This is a genomic window from Achromobacter pestifer, from assembly GCF_902859625.1.
Taxonomy (GTDB): domain Bacteria; phylum Pseudomonadota; class Gammaproteobacteria; order Burkholderiales; family Burkholderiaceae_B; genus Achromobacter; species Achromobacter pestifer.
The window spans coordinates 869,911-885,353 of sequence record NZ_CADIJX010000001.1 but is presented as its reverse complement, the minus strand read 5'-3'; the positions used below and the strand labels follow the sequence as shown (position 1 = coordinate 885,353).

15 protein-coding genes are annotated in these 15,443 nt (G+C 65.2%); 2 read left to right on the top strand and 13 right to left on the bottom strand.

The window, feature by feature from the left end:
• Positions 1–7: 7 nt before the first annotated feature.
• The 12 genes from HV753_RS03745 to HV753_RS03690 all read right to left on the bottom strand — a co-directional run bounded on the left by HV753_RS03745 (position 8) and on the right by HV753_RS03690 (position 12,770).
• Positions 8–1,720: a thiamine pyrophosphate-binding protein gene (locus HV753_RS03745; RefSeq protein WP_175173064.1), complete on the bottom strand. Its 1,713-nt coding sequence runs from the start codon at positions 1,718–1,720 to the stop codon at positions 8–10.
• Positions 1,717–2,646: an HpcH/HpaI aldolase/citrate lyase family protein gene (locus tag HV753_RS03740; RefSeq protein ID WP_175173063.1), complete on the bottom strand. Its 930-nt coding sequence runs from the start codon at positions 2,644–2,646 to the stop codon at positions 1,717–1,719. Before HV753_RS03740 ends, HV753_RS03745 begins: the two co-directional genes overlap by 4 nt.
• Positions 2,643–3,926, bottom strand: a complete 1,284-nt coding sequence (locus tag HV753_RS03735) for a TRAP transporter large permease (protein ID WP_054426825.1) — start codon at positions 3,924–3,926, stop codon at positions 2,643–2,645. Before HV753_RS03735 ends, HV753_RS03740 begins: the two co-directional genes overlap by 4 nt.
• Positions 3,927–3,936: 10 nt before the next feature.
• Positions 3,937–4,416, bottom strand: a complete 480-nt coding sequence (locus HV753_RS03730) for a TRAP transporter small permease (RefSeq protein ID WP_175173062.1) — start codon at positions 4,414–4,416, stop codon at positions 3,937–3,939.
• Positions 4,416–5,411, bottom strand: a complete 996-nt coding sequence (locus HV753_RS03725) for a TRAP transporter substrate-binding protein (RefSeq protein WP_175173061.1) — start codon at positions 5,409–5,411, stop codon at positions 4,416–4,418. The genes HV753_RS03730 and HV753_RS03725 overlap by 1 nt, the downstream gene beginning before the upstream one ends.
• Before the next feature lie 70 nt (positions 5,412–5,481).
• Positions 5,482–6,618, bottom strand: coding sequence for a lactonase family protein (locus tag HV753_RS03720; protein WP_175173060.1), 1,137 nt, complete (start codon positions 6,616–6,618; stop codon positions 5,482–5,484).
• Positions 6,615–7,427, bottom strand: a complete 813-nt coding sequence (locus HV753_RS03715; RefSeq protein WP_175173059.1) for an ATP-binding cassette domain-containing protein — start codon at positions 7,425–7,427, stop codon at positions 6,615–6,617. The genes HV753_RS03720 and HV753_RS03715 overlap by 4 nt, the downstream gene beginning before the upstream one ends.
• Positions 7,424–8,422, bottom strand: coding sequence for an ABC transporter ATP-binding protein (locus HV753_RS03710; protein WP_175173058.1), 999 nt, complete (start codon positions 8,420–8,422; stop codon positions 7,424–7,426). The genes HV753_RS03715 and HV753_RS03710 overlap by 4 nt, the downstream gene beginning before the upstream one ends.
• A gap of 6 nt (positions 8,423–8,428) precedes the next feature.
• The gene (locus tag HV753_RS03705; protein WP_175173057.1) at positions 8,429–9,298 is read right to left on the bottom strand and encodes an ABC transporter permease; all 870 of its coding nucleotides are present in this window, start codon (positions 9,296–9,298) and stop codon (positions 8,429–8,431) included.
• Positions 9,295–10,212 (bottom strand): ABC transporter permease, encoded by a 918-nt coding sequence (locus HV753_RS03700; protein ID WP_175173056.1) that lies wholly within the window; start codon positions 10,210–10,212, stop codon positions 9,295–9,297. Before HV753_RS03700 ends, HV753_RS03705 begins: the two co-directional genes overlap by 4 nt.
• Before the next feature lie 102 nt (positions 10,213–10,314).
• Positions 10,315–11,820 carry an ABC transporter substrate-binding protein gene (locus HV753_RS03695; protein WP_175173055.1) on the bottom strand — a complete coding sequence of 502 codons (1,506 nt, stop codon included), beginning with the start codon at positions 11,818–11,820 and terminating at the stop codon, positions 10,315–10,317.
• A 218-nt stretch (positions 11,821–12,038) separates the two neighbouring features.
• Positions 12,039–12,770: a FadR/GntR family transcriptional regulator gene (locus tag HV753_RS03690; RefSeq protein ID WP_175173054.1), complete on the bottom strand. Its 732-nt coding sequence runs from the start codon at positions 12,768–12,770 to the stop codon at positions 12,039–12,041.
• Between the two features lie 280 nt (positions 12,771–13,050).
• Between HV753_RS03690 and HV753_RS03685 the strand changes: the two genes are divergently transcribed.
• Both HV753_RS03685 and HV753_RS03680 read left to right on the top strand, forming a co-directional pair.
• On the top strand, positions 13,051–13,701 hold the full coding sequence (locus HV753_RS03685; protein WP_175173053.1) for a TetR/AcrR family transcriptional regulator: 651 nt from the start codon (positions 13,051–13,053) through the stop codon (positions 13,699–13,701).
• A 121-nt stretch (positions 13,702–13,822) separates the two neighbouring features.
• The gene (locus tag HV753_RS03680; RefSeq protein ID WP_175173052.1) at positions 13,823–14,404 is read left to right on the top strand and encodes a nucleotidyltransferase family protein; all 582 of its coding nucleotides are present in this window, start codon (positions 13,823–13,825) and stop codon (positions 14,402–14,404) included.
• A 20-nt stretch (positions 14,405–14,424) separates the two neighbouring features.
• Here the strand turns inward: HV753_RS03680 and HV753_RS03675 are convergent, their stop codons facing one another.
• On the bottom strand, positions 14,425–15,324 hold the full coding sequence (locus tag HV753_RS03675) for a LysR substrate-binding domain-containing protein (protein ID WP_175173051.1): 900 nt from the start codon (positions 15,322–15,324) through the stop codon (positions 14,425–14,427).
• Between the last annotated feature and the right edge of the window lie 119 nt (positions 15,325–15,443).

Here is a 15,443-nt window from a genome sequence, read left to right as displayed (position 1 = left end):
CTGTTGATCAAAGGCCAGCCCGGGCGATGCGGGCCTGGGCGGCTTCGCGGATGCCCATCAGCGTTTCGCCGGGCGCGATGCCGTTGGCGTCATAGCGGATTTCCAGCAGCGCGGGCATGCTGTGTTCGTCGGCATAGGCCAGCGCGCGTTCAAAGGCCGGGCCGAAGTCCGCGGTGTTTTCGACCGCTTCGCCGTAACCGCCATAGCCACGGATGATCTGCGTGAAATCGGGGTTCTCGAAACCGAGGGCGATGGTGCGCGCCGGAAACTCGCGTTCCTGGTGGGCGCGGATGGTGCCCCAGATGCCGTTGTTGAACACCAGCACCACGACGCCCAACCGGTATTGAAGGGCTACGCCAAGTTCTTGCATGTTCATCTGGAAGCAGCCATCGCCCGCGTAGCAGACCACGGTGCGCTGGCGGTCTTCCAGCTTGGCGGAAATGGCGGCGGGCAGGCCGTAACCCATCGATCCGACGGTCGGGGTCAGGCTGGTGCCCGGGCCTGCGTAGCGACGGTAGCGGTGTGGATACAGCGCGTAGTTGCCGGCGCCCACGGTGATGCAGGCGTCGGCCGGAATGTGCGCGTCGACATAGGCGGCCGCGGCGTCCAGGCTCATGGGGCCGGGCGAGGGCAGCGGGGCCAGACTGTCAACCAGTTCCTGGTGCGCGGCGCGCACGGCATCGGCGCGCGGGGCGGCATGTCCCGGCGTCAGCGATGCCACGCTGGCGGCGAAACTGGCCACGTCGGCAACGATCGCCTGCGTCGGTGAAAACACGCGGCCCAGTTCCGCGGCGTCAGGGTAGACGTGGATCAGCTTCTGACGCGGCATCGGGCTTTCAATGACGGTGTAGCCCTCGGTGGTGGCTTCGCCCAGGCGCGTGCCCACGGCCAGCACCAGGTCAGCGTCGCGCAGGCGCTGGCGCAGGGCGGGCGTCATGGCCCAGCCGACGTGGCCGGCGGCGTTGGCATGGCGCTGGTCAAAACACTCCAGGCGCCGCCAGGCGGTCCCCACCGGCAGTTCAAAACGTTCGGCAAAGCCCGCGATCTGATCAATGGCGGTCTGGTGCCAGCCATTGCCGCCCAGCAACAGGAACGGGCGCTCGGCGGCGTCCAGCAACTGGGTCATGCGCGCCAGATCGGCGGCGCCGGGGTGACTATGCATGCGCGGATAGCGCGGCAGGTCCGCCACGCGGGCGGTGCCCCACAGCGTGTCTTCGGGCAAGGCCAGCACCACGGGCCCGGGCCGTCCGCTGGTGGCGACGGCAAAGGCGCGGGAAATGTATTCGGGGATGCGATCCGTGCGGTCGATCTGCGCCACCCACTTGGCCATCTGGCCAAACATGCGGCGGTAGTCGATTTCCTGGAAGGCCTCGCGTTCCATGAAGTCGTTGCCCACCTGGCCCACGAACAGGATCATCGGCGTGGAGTCCTGGTAGGCGGTGTGCACTCCGATGCTGGCATTCGTGGCGCCTGGGCCTCGCGTCACGAAGCAGATTCCGGGTTCGCCGGTCAGCTTGCCATAGGCCTCGGCCATGTAGGCCGCGCCGCTTTCCTGGCGGCAGACGATCGGCTCGATGGCGTCGGTGTGCTCGTTCAGCGCATCGATGCAGGGCAGATAGCTTTCGCCGGGGATCATGAACACGCGGCGCGCGCCATGGATGCGCAATTGCTGCATCAGGATCTGACCGCCATTGCGTTCGGGTAAAGCGGCTGACGTCATGCGGAGTCTCCTTGGTGCGGGACGGCCGGCGCGCGGCGCTCGGCGGCCCATCGTTGGAATTGGTCATGGCGCGCCAACAGGCGGCGCGCGGTGTTGTAGGTAGGGGGATCAATGCGTTCGGCGTCGTGGCGGCCAGCGCGCTGGGCCAGGAAGCGGGCCACGCAGTCGTGGGCGGCATCGACTTCGGCCGCGCCCGGGGTGAACACGGTGTGAATCAAGGGCATCTGTTCAGCCACGGTCGCGCATTTGGATTTCAGGCCAAGGCGGCGTGCCCAGCGCAGGTCGGCTTCCAGGGCGGGCAGGTCGCGGTAGTTGAACGGGCAGTCGATCGGCACGCAGCCGGCCGCGATGCAGTCCACCAGGAAGCGGGCACGCACGGCATGCAGTTCGATGCCGTCCTTGCCGCGCTCGGCGCCCAGGCTGGCCGTCAGGTCTTCGGCCGCCAGCAGGCAGGCGGACACACGCGGGCTGGCCGTCAGAATGTCATGGGCGCGCACCAGGCCCAGCGCCGATTCCAGGGTGGGTACGATCTCGGTGTTGCCCGGCGGCAGGCCCAGTTCGGTTTCCAAGGCGCTGATGGCCTCGTCCAGCGCGACGATTTGCGCAGCGCTCTCGGCATGGGGCAGGAACACCGCGTCGGGGGCGCCGGCCATCACGCCGCGCAGGTCCGCCAGACCATCGTCTTCCAGCTTGTTGATGCGTACGGCGGCCACCACGCCGCGCGCCCGGCATTCGGCGAACAGCGCGGCGATGCGTGGCCGCGCGGCCGGCCGTTCGGCGGGCGCGGTGAACTCTTCCAGGTCGGCGACCAGCGCGTCGGTGCCGCTGTCCAGGCCCGCAGCCTGCGCCGCCGGGTCCAGGCCCGGCACGAACATCCAGCTGCGCCGCAGGGCGGCGGGGCGGCGTTTGTAAGTTGTCTGAGTCATTGCACGTGCCTCGGCAGGAACAGCACCAGTTCAGGAACAAAGGTCAGCAGCAGCATGACGGCGGTCATGGCCAGCATCATCCAGGACAGCGGACGCAAGGTCTGCATCATGTTGATGCCGCCGATCTTGCAGGCGGCCATCAAGTCCACGCCGACGGGCGGCGTATTGGCGCCGATGGCCATGTTGATGGACAGCAAGATGCCAAAATGCACCGGGTCGATGTTGTAGTGTGCCAGCACCGGCATCACGACGGGCGCCACGATGATGATGACGGGAATCGCTTCCATGAAGGTGCCCAGCAGCAACAGCACCACGGTCAGCACCAGCAGCACGGCGGTCTTGCTGTCCGTCCATTCCACCAGCAACGTGGACAAGGCCTGCGGCACCTGTTCAGCCACCAGCACCCAGGCAAACAGGCCCGATGCGCCGATGATCAACAGAATGGACGCGCTGCTTTCCCCGGTGGACTTCAGGTTGTCCCAAAGGGATTTCAGGCTTAGCGTGCGATACCAGAAGAAGCCGATCAGCAAGGCGTAGACGATGGCGCTGGAGGCGGCCTCGGTCGCCGTGAAGATGCCGAAGCGGATGCCGCCGATGATCAGCACCGGCACCATCAGCGCGGGCAGGGCGTCGATGGCGGCGGCGCGCAGTTCACCCCAGGAGAACGGTTGGCCGCCCGCCCAATTGTGCTTGCGCGACTGCCAGATGGCCACGCCGATCAGCGACAGTCCCAGCAGAATGCCCGGGATGATGCCGGCCACGAACAGCTTGCCCACCGAGGTGTCGGTGATGGTGCCGTAGACGATCAGCACGATGCTGGGCGGAATGATGGTGGACGTGGCGCCGGCGCTGCCGACGAGCGCGCACGAGAAGCCCTTGTCGTACCCGCTGCGGGCCATGGCGGGCAGCAACAGGCTGCCGATCGCCACCACGTCGGCCACGCCTGATCCCGACAGGGCGCCGAACATCAGGCAGGCCAGCACGGCCACGACAGCCAGGCCGCCCTTGATGTCGCCCACGATGGCGGCGCAAAGCCGCACGATGCGTTGGGTCAGCCCGGCGCCGTTCATCAGTTGGGCGGCCAGGATGAAAAGCGGAATGGCCAGCAGTGTGAAGCTGTCCAGCCCCACGACGTATTGCTGCGCCGCGACCATCATGGGCGCGGAGTCGTAGACCGCCAGATAGGCCAGGCAGGACAGCACCAGGCCGAACGCGATGGGCATGTCGATCAGCACCGTGATCGTGAATACGCCCATCAGAAAGAGAGCACCCGAAGACATCTTGTTAATCCTATTCGGTGGCGGTGGCGGTGGCGGGCGCGAACAGCTGCGCCAGATGCACGACCACGGTGATCGCGCAGGCGAAGGGCAGCGCCAGGTAGACCGTGCCGGCGGACACGTCCAGCGCGGGCAGCGTCTGGTCCATCGTCAGGTCGGCCAATTGCCAGCCGGCGTAGCCCAGTGCGATCAGGCCCACGATCACCAGCGCCTGATTCACGCGCTCGAACACGTTGAGCACACGCGGATTGCGCACGATGAATGGCAGCAGGCCGGCCATCAGGTGCGAACGCTCGAAGCTGCACGCAACCCCGCCAATGAAGGCGGACCACACCAGCACCAGGCGGGGCAATTCCTCGGCCCAATGCGGGGTGGTGTGCATGACAAAGCGCGAGAACACCACGTAAGAGATCAGGATCGCCAGCAAGGCCACCGCCAGGGCGGCAAAGGCCTTGCTGATGCCCGACAGAATGGCGGACAGTCGGTTGAGCATTACTGGGCCTCGCGGTACTTCTGAACCAGGGCCATCAATTCAGGGCCGTAGGTGACGGAATAGGTCTTCCACACGGGTTGGACGGCGGCGGCAAAGGCGGCTTTGTCGACCTCGTTGACCTGCATGCCTTTTTCCTTCAACTGGGCGACGAACTGCTGGTCGCCTTCGGTGATCATCTTGCGCTGGGCGTCGCGCCACGTGTCGGCTGCGGCTTGCACGATCTTCTTGTCATCGGCCGAAATGCGGTTCCAGACCGGTTTGGAGATGATCAGGTTGGCCGGTCCCCAGACGTGACCGGTCAGGGACAGGTACTTCTGCACTTCAAAGAAGGACGAGGTGTAGATGATGGACAGCGGGTTTTCCTGCGCGTCGAACACCTTCTGCTGCAACGCCGAATACAGTTCGCCGAACGCCAGCGGGGCCGGGTTGGCGCCGAGCGCGGTGAAGGTGTCCAGGCGCATCTTGTCGGGCGTGACGCGGGTCTTCAAGCCGGCCAGGTCGGTCGGTTTGGCGACGGGACCGCGATTGTTGGTGACGTGGCGAAAGCCGTTTTCCCACCACGAAATGATGGTCAGGTTTTTCTTGTCGGCCAGCTTGGCCAGGGCGTCGCCGAGTTCGCCGTCAAAGGCCTTATAGGCTTGTTGCGACGTGGACCAGGTGTAGGGCAGTTCGACCACGCCGAACTTCGGTTCGATCGGCTGCAATGACCCCGAGCCGATGATGGCCGCGCCCTGGCTGCCGATCTGCAAGCCTTCCAGCATGGTCTTCTCATTGCCCAGCTGGCCGCTGGGGAACAGGATGAAGTTGACGCGGCCCGAGGTCTTTTCCTTGACCTCGGCGGCAAAGCCTTCGGCGGCCTTGTTCCAGCTGTGGCTGGGGGCCAGTACGTGGCCCAGTTTGATGTCCAGGGCATGGGCCGACAGCGGCGCGAAACCGGCCGCAGTGATCAGGGCGCCGCCCAGCAGGGCGCGGAAGTGTTTAGAGAAAAGCGTCATTGGGGCTCCAGAAGCAGATGGGGGTGGATGGAGGGATCAGGGGGGGATCGGCGGCGGGGTGCGGCCCCGCTCAGTAGGATTGCCCCCGCATGGATGCGGGGTGGCCGGGTAGGGCGATCCGGGTGCCGGTATCGCTCAGGCCGTTGTCTCCGACGGCCAGCACTTGCAGGGTCGCGTCCAGGAAATTGCCCACGTACAGGTAGCGGCTGCACGGGCTGAACGCCACGCCCTCGGGCAGCGCACCGACATCGATGGCACCGGCGCGGGTGACGCGCAGACCGTCGATGCGCAGCAGCACGATCTGCCCATGGGGGTGGTGAAACCATTCGGAAGACGGATTGTTCGAGCCCTGCACGATCGCCACTGCGGCGTGGCGGCCGTCGGGGCTGATGGCGATGCCTTCGGGGCCGTCTTCAACCATCAGACGGTCGATGACGCGCGGCGGCGTGCTTTGCAGGTCGATCACGCTGATGGAATCCGCATGGCCGTCCGACGCGGTGGGGCTGCCCATGTCCACCACCAGCGCCAGCGCGCCGTCGGGCGACACGACCAGGTTGAAGGGCACGAGGCCGGTGGTCAGGTCTTCGGCGGGATCATGCGTGACGCGGGGCGTCGAGCCGCTGTCGTCGATGTGCAGCACACCCAGGCGATGCGTGTCGGTCTTGACGACGAAGGCGCGGCGGCCGTCGGCCGCGAACGACACGGCCACGACCGGCGTGCCCACGTCCACCTCGCTGCAAGCCTGAACCCGGCCATCGGCAATCTTCAACACCGATACCGAGCAGCCGGCCTTGTTGGCGACCAGCGCCAGCGTGCCGGCGCGGTTGATCGACAGCCCCGAGGGTTGCAGGCCGATTTGCAGTGTCTGGACGACGACGGGAGGCGTGGCGCGCAGGTCGACCACATGCAGATCGTGCCCGGCGGCCGGCTGCCAGCCTGCGCCGTCCGCGCGTTCCGGCCAGGCCATGGAATCAGCGATCAGCGCAAGCCGCTGGTCGGGCGTCACCGTCAGGTTCACGGGCGGGCCGAACAGGGAATTGTTCAGGGGCAGCGTGGCGACCAGCACGGGTGCCGCGGGATCGGCGGCAGCATCAAAGATGCTGAGCGTGTCGTGCCCCGGCGCCAGAAAGCGTATGCGCCCGTCGTCCCAGGTGACTTTCTCGTCGTTGCCGACCAGAAGGAAATGCGGATCACGTAGGGAATTCATGCGGCCAGTTCCTGGGCTTGCGGCACGGCGAGCGTTGCGCCGATCAGTTGCCGGGTATAGGGATGGACGGGCGAGAAATACACCTGGTCCGCCGTGCCGCGTTCGACCACGCGGCCGCCCTGCAGCACCACGATCTCGTCGGCAATGTGCTGCACCACGGCCAGGTTGTGGCTGATGAACAGATAGCCCAGGCCGCGTTCGCGCTGTAGCTCCATCAACAGGTTCAGGATTTGCGCCTGTACCGAGACGTCCAGCGCGGAAGTGGGTTCGTCGCAGATCAGCAACTGGGGCTCCAGCATCAGCGCCCGCGCGATCGCCACGCGCTGGCGTTGGCCGCCGGACAGTTCGCGCGGGTAACGGGCGGCAAAGGCAGGCACCAGGCCCACGGCGTCCATCATCCGGCGCACCGACGCAGCTTGCGCAGGCGCATTGCCGATGCCATGAACGCGCAACGGCGCAGTCAGGATCTCGTGGATGGTGCGGCGCGGATTCAGCGAGGAATACGGGTCCTGAAACACCATCTGGATGCGGCGGGCCCGGGCGCGCGCCGGCATGGCGGCCAGCGGCTGACCATCCAGCAACGCTTGGCCCTGGGTGGGCGCCAGCAGCCCCAGCATCAGTTTGGCGATGGTGGACTTGCCGCTGCCGGATTCTCCAACCAGGCCGATGGTCTTGCCGGCGGGAACGTGCAGATCGATGTCATGCAGGATGCGCGGCGCGGCACGGCGGGAGAACAGGCTGGCGCGGCCGTATTGGAAAGACAGCGCGTTCAGGCTGATGCTGGCGGGGGAGGCAATGGGTGCGCTCATGCCGTGGCTCCTTGGCGCAAGGCGCCGGGTTTGACACAGAGGCAGCGGTGCCCGCCTTGTTCTCGCGCGGGGAACGGCTGCGCGCAGCGCGGCTCGGCCACGGGGCAGCGTTCGCGGAACGCGCAGCCTCGGATGGCGGTGTCCAGCGAAGGCACGGCGCCCGCGATGGTGGGCAGTTCGGCGCGTGGCGCGGTGCGGCCGGGTTGCGGAATGCAATTCAACAGCATGGTGGTGTAGGGATGGCTGGGATGTTCCAGCACCGCTTGCACGCTACCGCCCTCGACGATATCGCCTGCGTACATGACGATGACGTGGTCGGCGATGCGGGCCACCAAGCCCATATCGTGCGAGATGAACACCATCCCCAGGCCGAACTCAGCCTGGATGTCGCGCAGCAGGTCCAGCAGCTCGGCCTGCACGGTCACGTCCAGGGCGGTGGTGGGTTCATCGGCGATCAGCAATTCCGGGCCGCACATCAGGGCCATCGCGATCATCACGCGCTGGCGCAGACCGCCCGACAATTCAAACGGATACTGGCGCATGCGTTCTTGCGGGTTGGTGATGCCGACCCGGCGCAGCAGATACTCGGCACGCTCGGCGGCTTCGCGGTGGCTGACGCGCTTATGCCGACGCAAGACGTCGATCAGCTGCGTGCCGATCGGGAACACCGGATTCAGCGACGTCATGGGATCCTGGAAGATCATCGCGATGCGGGCGCCGCGCAACTGCGCCAACTGCCGTGGCGTCAGCGCCGCCAGGTCCTGGCCGGCGAATTCCAAGCGCGCCACACGGCGGCGGGCGGCGGCGGGCAGCAAGTCCAGCAGGGCCAGGGCCGTCAGCGATTTTCCGCAACCCGATTCGCCCACGATGCATAGCGTCTTGCCGCGTTCCAGGCTGAAGTCCACCGCGCGCACGACGTGCTTCGTGTGCGTGGGGGTGTGGATGTCGATGTGCAGGTCCTGGACCCGCAGAAGAGGATGGCTGGTCGTGGTCATGGCGCGTCAGCCCTTTTTCATTTGAATGGCGCGCAACGTCTCGCCAGCGCGGTTCACGCACAAGACCAGCACGAACAGCACCACACTGGGAATCACCACCAGGGACGGCTGGAACAGCATGTTTTCCTTGCCCTCGGCGATCATCAGGCCCAGCGACGGCATCGGGGCCGGGACGCCCAGGCCCAGGAACGACAGCGAGGCCTCCAGCGTGATCGCCATGGCGGCGTCCACGGTCCCGATGATGAGCAGGTTGCCGACCAGATTGGGCAGGATGTCGCGCCAGATGATCTGTAGATGCGTGCAGCCTTGCAGGCGCGAAGCCGTGACGAATTCGGCGTTGCGCAGGCTGGCAGCCATGGTGCGCGCCACCAGCGCGTAGCGCTCCCACAGCAGCAGGCCCAGCACCAGCACCACCACGGTCAAGGACGCGCCCACCACCGACACGACGGCGAGCGCCACCAGGATGATGGGCAGCGCCAGGCGCGCGGTGATCAGAAAGGACACGGCACGGTCCACGGCGCCGCCGAAGTAACCGGCCACGACGCCCAGCGTGGTGCCGATCAGGCCACCCATCAACGCGACGGACAGGCCGATCAGCGCCGAGACCCGCACGCCGTACAGGGCGCGGGCCAGCACGTCGCGGCCCAGCTGATCGGTGCCCAGCACATGGTTCCAGTCGCCGCCTTCGCCCCAGATAGGCTCTTGCAGCCGCGCCAGCAGGTCTTGCGTGTATGGGTCATGCGGGATCAGGTAGGGGCCGATCAGGCCTGCCAGCACCAACAGCGCCAGCATGGCCAGACCAAAACGGCGTCCCAAACGGGCCAGCCGGTCGCCACGCGCCGGGGCAGGAATCGGAGAAGACAGAACGGTGCTCATGAGGCGGCTCGCACGCGGGGGTCCAGCCAACCGTTGATCAGGTCGGCAACCAGGGTCAGGACGATGTAGATCAGCGCAAAGATCAGGATCAGCGCCTGCATCGTGGGAAAGTCGCCGCGCAGGATCGACGTCCAGGCCAGCAGGCCGGCGCCGTTGATGGCGAAGACGGTCTCGATCACCACCGAGCCCGCCAGCAGCGTGCCCATCTGCGCCGCCGCCAGCGATACCAGCGGCCGCAACGCGTTGCGCAGCGCGTACTTCAGCACCACGCTGGCGCCGCCCAGGCCCATGGCGCGGGCAGTGCGGATGTAGTCGGTGGCCAGTACCGTTTCCATTTCGGACTTCATCAGACGCAGCATCGCGGGCATGGCGAAGAGCCCCAGGGCGACGACGGGCATGATGTAGTGCTTCCAGCTGTCGAAGCCCGAGGCCGGCAGCCATTGGTTGCGCACGCTGAACACGATGATCAACAGGAACGCCAGGCAGAACGGCGGCATGGCCTGCGCGCAGGCCGACAGCAGCATCGTGGCGCGGTCAATCAACGAGCCCTTGCGCAATCCGGCCAGCACGCCCAGCGGAATCGCCAGCAACAGCGCGAACGCCATCGCGGCCAGCCCCAGCTTGGCGGTGGCGGGGAAGTGCTGGCCCAGCAATTCGGCCACCGGCCGGCTGAAGTACAGGCTGTCGCCGAAATCGCCGCGCACCACGCCGGTCAGCCAGCGTCCGTACTGCACCAGGATCGGATCGTCGAAACCGTGCTGCTGCGACAGCCGCACGGCATCAGCCGCGCTGCCTTCACCAGCCAGCCGTGCCGCCGGGTTGCCGGACGCGAATACCAGCGAAAAGCTGATCAGCGACACAAACACCACCAGCAAGGCGGCAACCAGCAAACGGCGGAAGAGGAATGCAATCATGGGTCAACCTTTGTCGCGTGGCACCGGCGCGGGCCGCCCGGCCCGGATGCCGAAGCATCCGTGCAGGACAGGCCATGCGCCGGCGCGGCCGGCCAAGCCGGGTCAGTTCCAGGTGGCCTTGTAGAAGCGCGGGAACTCGTCGCCGTCCACCGAGAAATTCAGGTCTTTAGCCTGCACGGCGTTCAGCGAGTGGTTCCACAACGGCACCCAGTACGCCTGGTCGGCAATGATCTTTTGCGCGGCCGTGTAGTTCTTGATGCGCAGATCCCGGTCGACCGACGTGTCAGCCGCTTCCAGATACTTGATGACTTCCGGATTGCGGGCCTGGTCGTCGGGCCCGCCACGGAAGAAGTTGCTGGTGGACAGCGCGGCATCGGCGATGCCGTACGACCCCCAGTTGGACGACAGCATGGCGATCTTGCCGTCGCGCCAGTTGGTCATTGCGGTGCCGTACTGCTGTTCCACCAGGTTCAGCTTGATGCCGGCCTGCGCCATCTGGGCGGCGGCCGCATCCAGAATGGCGCGCGGCGGCGCCGAGATCACCAGGTCCAGCGTGACGCCATTGGGGTAACCGGCTTGCGCCAGCAGTTGCTTGGCGCGGGCAGGGTCGAACTTGTAGGTCTGGACGTCGGCCGCGCAGCCGAACTGTGCCGGGTTGCACGCCGCGTTGATGACCTTGGATGCGCCGCCCACCAGGGCGCGGCGGATGGCCTCGCGGTCGATGGCGTAGTTGATGGCCTGGCGCACTTCCTGCTTGGCCAGCGGTGACTTGCCGTCGTCCGCGCGCGGGTTCAGCGAGATATAGCTGATGCGCATGATGCTGCTGCTCTTGACCGTGACGGAAGGCGTCTTTTCCATGCGCTTGGCCACGTCCGGCGGTACGCGCCAGATCCAGTCCAGGCCGCCGGACAACAATTCGGCGTATTGGGTATTGGCATCGGGCAGCACGCGAACCACCAGCTTCTTCACGGCGGGCTTGGGGCCGAAATAGTCGTCGAAGCGCTCGTACACGTAGCGGCTGCCCGGCTGGCTGTCGGTCAGGCGGTAAGGGCCGGTGCCGATGGGCTTGGCGCCCATGTCGGACTGGTTGGCCTCGTAGTATTTCTGGGGATAGATCGGCAGGTTCTCCGACAGCATTTCCAGCGCCAGCGGATACGGCGTCTTCATCTTGATGCGCACGGTGTCGTCGCCGACCTTTTCAACCTTGGCAATCCATGCCACCTGGTTCTGGAAGCGGGCCTTATAGCCTTCGGAAGACACCAGGTTCAACGTGTAGAGCACGTCGTCGATCGTCAGCAGCGAGCCGTCGTGGAATTTCACGTCGCGGCGAATGGGCAGTTCGATGGTGGTGTCGTCGACGAACTTGTATCCCGTGGCGATGGCCGGGCCGAATTCGCCCGTGTCCTGATTCTTTTGCAGCAGACCAGAAAAGACCATGCGCGCGAGCGCCAGGCCGGGGCGATCCGATTCCTTATAGGCGTCCAGCGTGGCGGGCGCCGCGTCGAAGGCGATGTTGAGGGAGTTGTCAGCCTTGTTGGCCTGGGCGGCATGGGCGCCAAGCGCCAATAGCGCCGCGCTCAATAGCTTCACGGTACGGGTTAGCTGCATGTTTTCACCTTGATATGTTTTAAGTTTTTGTACGACGGACGACAGGGCCTGCTGGTCTTGCGGGGTACGGCTTCTGCTTGCTGCGACGGCGGTCTTGCGTTTCGGCGGACAAGCCGATCCCCTTGCCGCAGGCGGCGCGTTTTGCGCCGGCGGTGCATTGCACTTCGGTAAGGGAAGGGGCCTGGCGTGTCAGGCCGGGGGGTTAGCGGTTCATCAAATCATCGAATCCCGACGTTGCCGAAGTCTTCCCGCAGACGCGCCAGGATGCCGACCAGATGGTCGTGCATGGCGTGGCGCGCGCGGATGGGATCGCGGTCGACAATGGCCGCGAGGATGCGTTCGTGTTCTTTCTGGGCTTCGCTCCACACCTTGGTGGTCACGAAGTGTTCTTCCAGCCGATGGAACACCGGGCTGAGCGTGCTCAGGTGCCAAATATGCGAGATCGCGGCGGCCAGCGCCGCGTTACCGCAGGCCGCGCCGATGGCGCTATGGAAGGCGCGGTCATGCACGCTGGGCGATTCGGTCAGCGACATGCCTTCGTGCGCCACCCGGATGGCTGCGATTTGCGCGGGCGATGCCTTCTGGGCAGCCAGCGCGGCGCATTCCGGTTCGATCAGCAGCCGGGTTTCCAGCAAATCGAAGGGGCCGATATCGGTGGCTTCCACGCTATCCACGGCGGGCGCCTGCGGGGCGTCCTGATATTGGCCGTCTTCGCGTGGCGGGCAGACGAACACGCCGGTGCCCACGCGCACATCCACATAGCCTTCGATTTCCAGCGCGATCAGGGCTTCGCGCACCGACGCGCGGCTGACTTGCAACTGCTCGGCCAACTCACGCTCAGCGGGCAATCTGCCACCCGCAGGGAAGTCGCCCGCCTTGATGCGCGTGGCGATCTGGTCGGCAATCATGCGATAGAGGCGGGTCGAGGCTACGGCCTGAAGGGAAGTCATCGTTGCGTTTGAAGGAAATGTTCCGGGGGGTAGAGCGTAATGGCTGTTGGGCGCGCGTGTCTTGCGGCAGGTCGAAAGCAAGACCGGTTGCGGTTTAGGTGCCTGATGGTCCAGTGGTCAGGCCACTGGACGAAATGTACCGGAGTGAATTGCGCTTGGGAATCGGGCAGGCCCGCATTTCCGTGATTTTCAGGGAAAACCACTAGCCATCGCGTCCGGAAACGGCGCGGCGCGGCTTCCCTTAAACTGGGCGCCTTTGCCAGATGCCCGGAATGCTTCCATGAGATCGACTCGCGCCAACGCCCCAGCGCCCGCCACGGAGCCGCGTCCGCCCAGGACCAAGCCTGCCGAGGTCCGGCTTGAGGAATTGATGGCCGCCGCCGAAAAGCTGTTCTTGGCCAATGGCGTCGATGCGACCACGATCAGCGCCATCGTCGAAGAGGCGCAGGTGGCCAAAGGCACGTTCTATCACTACTTCGCGGCCAAGACCGACATGTTGGCGGCATTGGCCGAGCGCTACACCCGCCAGTATCTGGAGGCACTGGAGCTTGCCGTCGACGCCTGCCCGCAAGACGACTGGGTGGGCAAGCTTCAGGCCTGGGTACACGCCAGCATCCAGACCTATGCCGATACCTACCGCACGCACGACATCGTCTACAGCAATCATCACCATCACGACCGTCAGAACCGCGACAAGAACGCCATTCTTGACCAGTTGCTGGGCATTCTGGAAGGAGGCAAGGCCGCGGGGCTATGGGCGTTGCCTCAGCCCCGGATCACGGCGCTGTTGATCTATTCCGGCGTGCATGGCGTGACGGACGACGCCATTGCAGCGCAATTGAAGGACTGTTCGGACTTCGCCCGCAGCGTGGCGGAAGACTGTTTGCGCATGCTGGGCGCGGCGGCAGAACCGTCCTCGAAAGCGCGCTGATCAACTCGGCTATTGAAGGCGCGTACAGGCTTTTCACTTTCCACGCCGTCAGTCTGACGTCGTGGATTGCGAGCGGAGTTCGGTTGCGCGATGCCGCGGATGGGTAATTGATCAAGAGAACATGGCAGACATTCACTCCAGCTATGAACAGCGGCTTTGCGGCCTGGTCCAGACCTCGGGCCAATTGATGGCCGTGCTGCGGGCCGTTCGCTCGCTGGGTTTGGCTTCGTGGTGCGTCGGCGCCGGGATGGTCCGATCCTTGGTATGGGATGACCTGCATGGGTTTCAAGAGCCCTCGCAGGTGGACGACGTGGATGTTGTGTATTTTGATGCTGAGGCGCCTCCAAACCAGGAAGCGGAGCTACAGGGGCGTCTGGCCCAGCTGCTACCCCAGTTCGCCTGGGAAGTGACGAACCAGGCAACAGTGCATGAATGGCTGGTCGACGCCTCGGGGCAGGCGGTGTCGCCGCTGACGTCATTGGAAGCAGGGCTGGCCACATGGCCGGAGTTTGCAACCTGCGTGGGGGTCTATCTGGAAGGTGACGAGTCAGTCAGGGTCATTGCACCCTACGGGTTGAATGACCTGTTCGAGTTGCGGGTGCGGCACAACCCGCTTCGAGCAAGCGCTTCAACCTACATGAATCGTGTGCGGTCCAAGCAATTCGGCGCACGATGGCCGCGCCTTTTCATCTGCACACCTTAGGCATGCAGGGCAGGTCGGTGTCAGTTCACACTTTCTGCAAGCATGGCCTGTTCGAGCAGCCAATCCGCAACCGCTTGAACCGGTGCCGACGGCGGCCTGCCAGCGTGCGTGGCGATGTGATAGGTATGCCCGTCGATCTCTGGCCCGAATGGCTGCACGAGATGGCCGGCTTTCAGTTCGTCGGCGATCAAGGCCAAGCTGACCAGCGCGATGCCATGGCCGGCGACGGCGGCTTGTATGGCGTGTCCTTCGTCGGAAAAGCCTAGCTGACTGGCTTGTGGCGGCAGGGCCCGCTGTGCGACGGCGAACCAACGTTCCCAGGTGGGGTTCGCGGGCTGAGGCCGCTTCCATTCAAAACGGATCAAGGGCACGCGAGCCAGATCTTTCGGCGACGTGACGCCCAGGCGTGGGTTTGCCACGGGCGCGAAGCGGTCGGTGAATAGGGGTTTGGTCACCAGGCCGGGATACGGCCCGCGGCCATAGCGAATGGCAATGTCGACCGCGCTTGATCGCAGGTCAACGAGGTCGTCACTGGCCTGCAACTGTAGATCGATGTCCGGATGCCGCTGCCGAAAATCAGCCATGCGCGGCACCAGCCACTTCACGGTGAATGCATTCGTCGCCGAGATGCTTACCTGGATTCGGGTGGGCTGTTGCATCAAGCGGGCCAGCGTTGCCTCGAAGGCATCGAAGCCGTCACGCAGCACGGGATAGAGCTGCGCCCCCGTGTTCGTCAACGACACCTTGCGTACCTGGCGATCAAACAGCACAAGCCCCGTTTGCGCCTCTAGCGCACGGATCTGGTGGCTGACGGCGGTGGGCGTGACCGCGAGTTCCTGGGCGGCGGCCTTGAAGCTTCCCAGACGCGCGGCGGCTTCGAATGCGCGAAGGGCAGAGAGCGGAAGAAATCGGCGTTGCATGTGGAATTTCTACTTATAGATGAGTTTATCTCTTCTTATAGCTGACAATTGAACCTTTGTCGCCAGCATCAAGATTTCCTACATTTAAGGCACGGATCGTTCATTCATGATTCGATTCA

Bases quoted from the DNA above. Each gene is read 5' to 3' on its own strand.
- HV753_RS03745 (WP_175173064.1), bottom strand. From the start codon at position 1,720: ATGACGTCAGCCGCTTTACCCGAACGCAATGGCGGTCAGATCCTGATG.
- HV753_RS03740 (WP_175173063.1), bottom strand. From the start codon at position 2,646: ATGACTCAGACAACTTACAAACGCCGCCCCGCCGCCCTGCGGCGCAGC.
- HV753_RS03735 (WP_054426825.1), bottom strand. From the start codon at position 3,926: ATGTCTTCGGGTGCTCTCTTTCTGATGGGCGTATTCACGATCACGGTG.
- HV753_RS03730 (WP_175173062.1), bottom strand. From the start codon at position 4,416: ATGCTCAACCGACTGTCCGCCATTCTGTCGGGCATCAGCAAGGCCTTT.
- HV753_RS03725 (WP_175173061.1), bottom strand. From the start codon at position 5,411: ATGACGCTTTTCTCTAAACACTTCCGCGCCCTGCTGGGCGGCGCCCTG.
- HV753_RS03720 (WP_175173060.1), bottom strand. From the start codon at position 6,618: ATGAATTCCCTACGTGATCCGCATTTCCTTCTGGTCGGCAACGACGAG.
- HV753_RS03715 (WP_175173059.1), bottom strand. From the start codon at position 7,427: ATGAGCGCACCCATTGCCTCCCCCGCCAGCATCAGCCTGAACGCGCTG.
- HV753_RS03710 (WP_175173058.1), bottom strand. From the start codon at position 8,422: ATGACCACGACCAGCCATCCTCTTCTGCGGGTCCAGGACCTGCACATC.
- HV753_RS03705 (WP_175173057.1), bottom strand. From the start codon at position 9,298: ATGAGCACCGTTCTGTCTTCTCCGATTCCTGCCCCGGCGCGTGGCGAC.
- HV753_RS03700 (WP_175173056.1), bottom strand. From the start codon at position 10,212: ATGATTGCATTCCTCTTCCGCCGTTTGCTGGTTGCCGCCTTGCTGGTG.
- HV753_RS03695 (WP_175173055.1), bottom strand. From the start codon at position 11,820: ATGCAGCTAACCCGTACCGTGAAGCTATTGAGCGCGGCGCTATTGGCG.
- HV753_RS03690 (WP_175173054.1), bottom strand. From the start codon at position 12,770: ATGACTTCCCTTCAGGCCGTAGCCTCGACCCGCCTCTATCGCATGATT.
- HV753_RS03685 (WP_175173053.1), top strand. From the start codon at position 13,051: ATGAGATCGACTCGCGCCAACGCCCCAGCGCCCGCCACGGAGCCGCGT.
- HV753_RS03680 (WP_175173052.1), top strand. From the start codon at position 13,823: ATGGCAGACATTCACTCCAGCTATGAACAGCGGCTTTGCGGCCTGGTC.
- HV753_RS03675 (WP_175173051.1), bottom strand. From the start codon at position 15,324: ATGCAACGCCGATTTCTTCCGCTCTCTGCCCTTCGCGCATTCGAAGCC.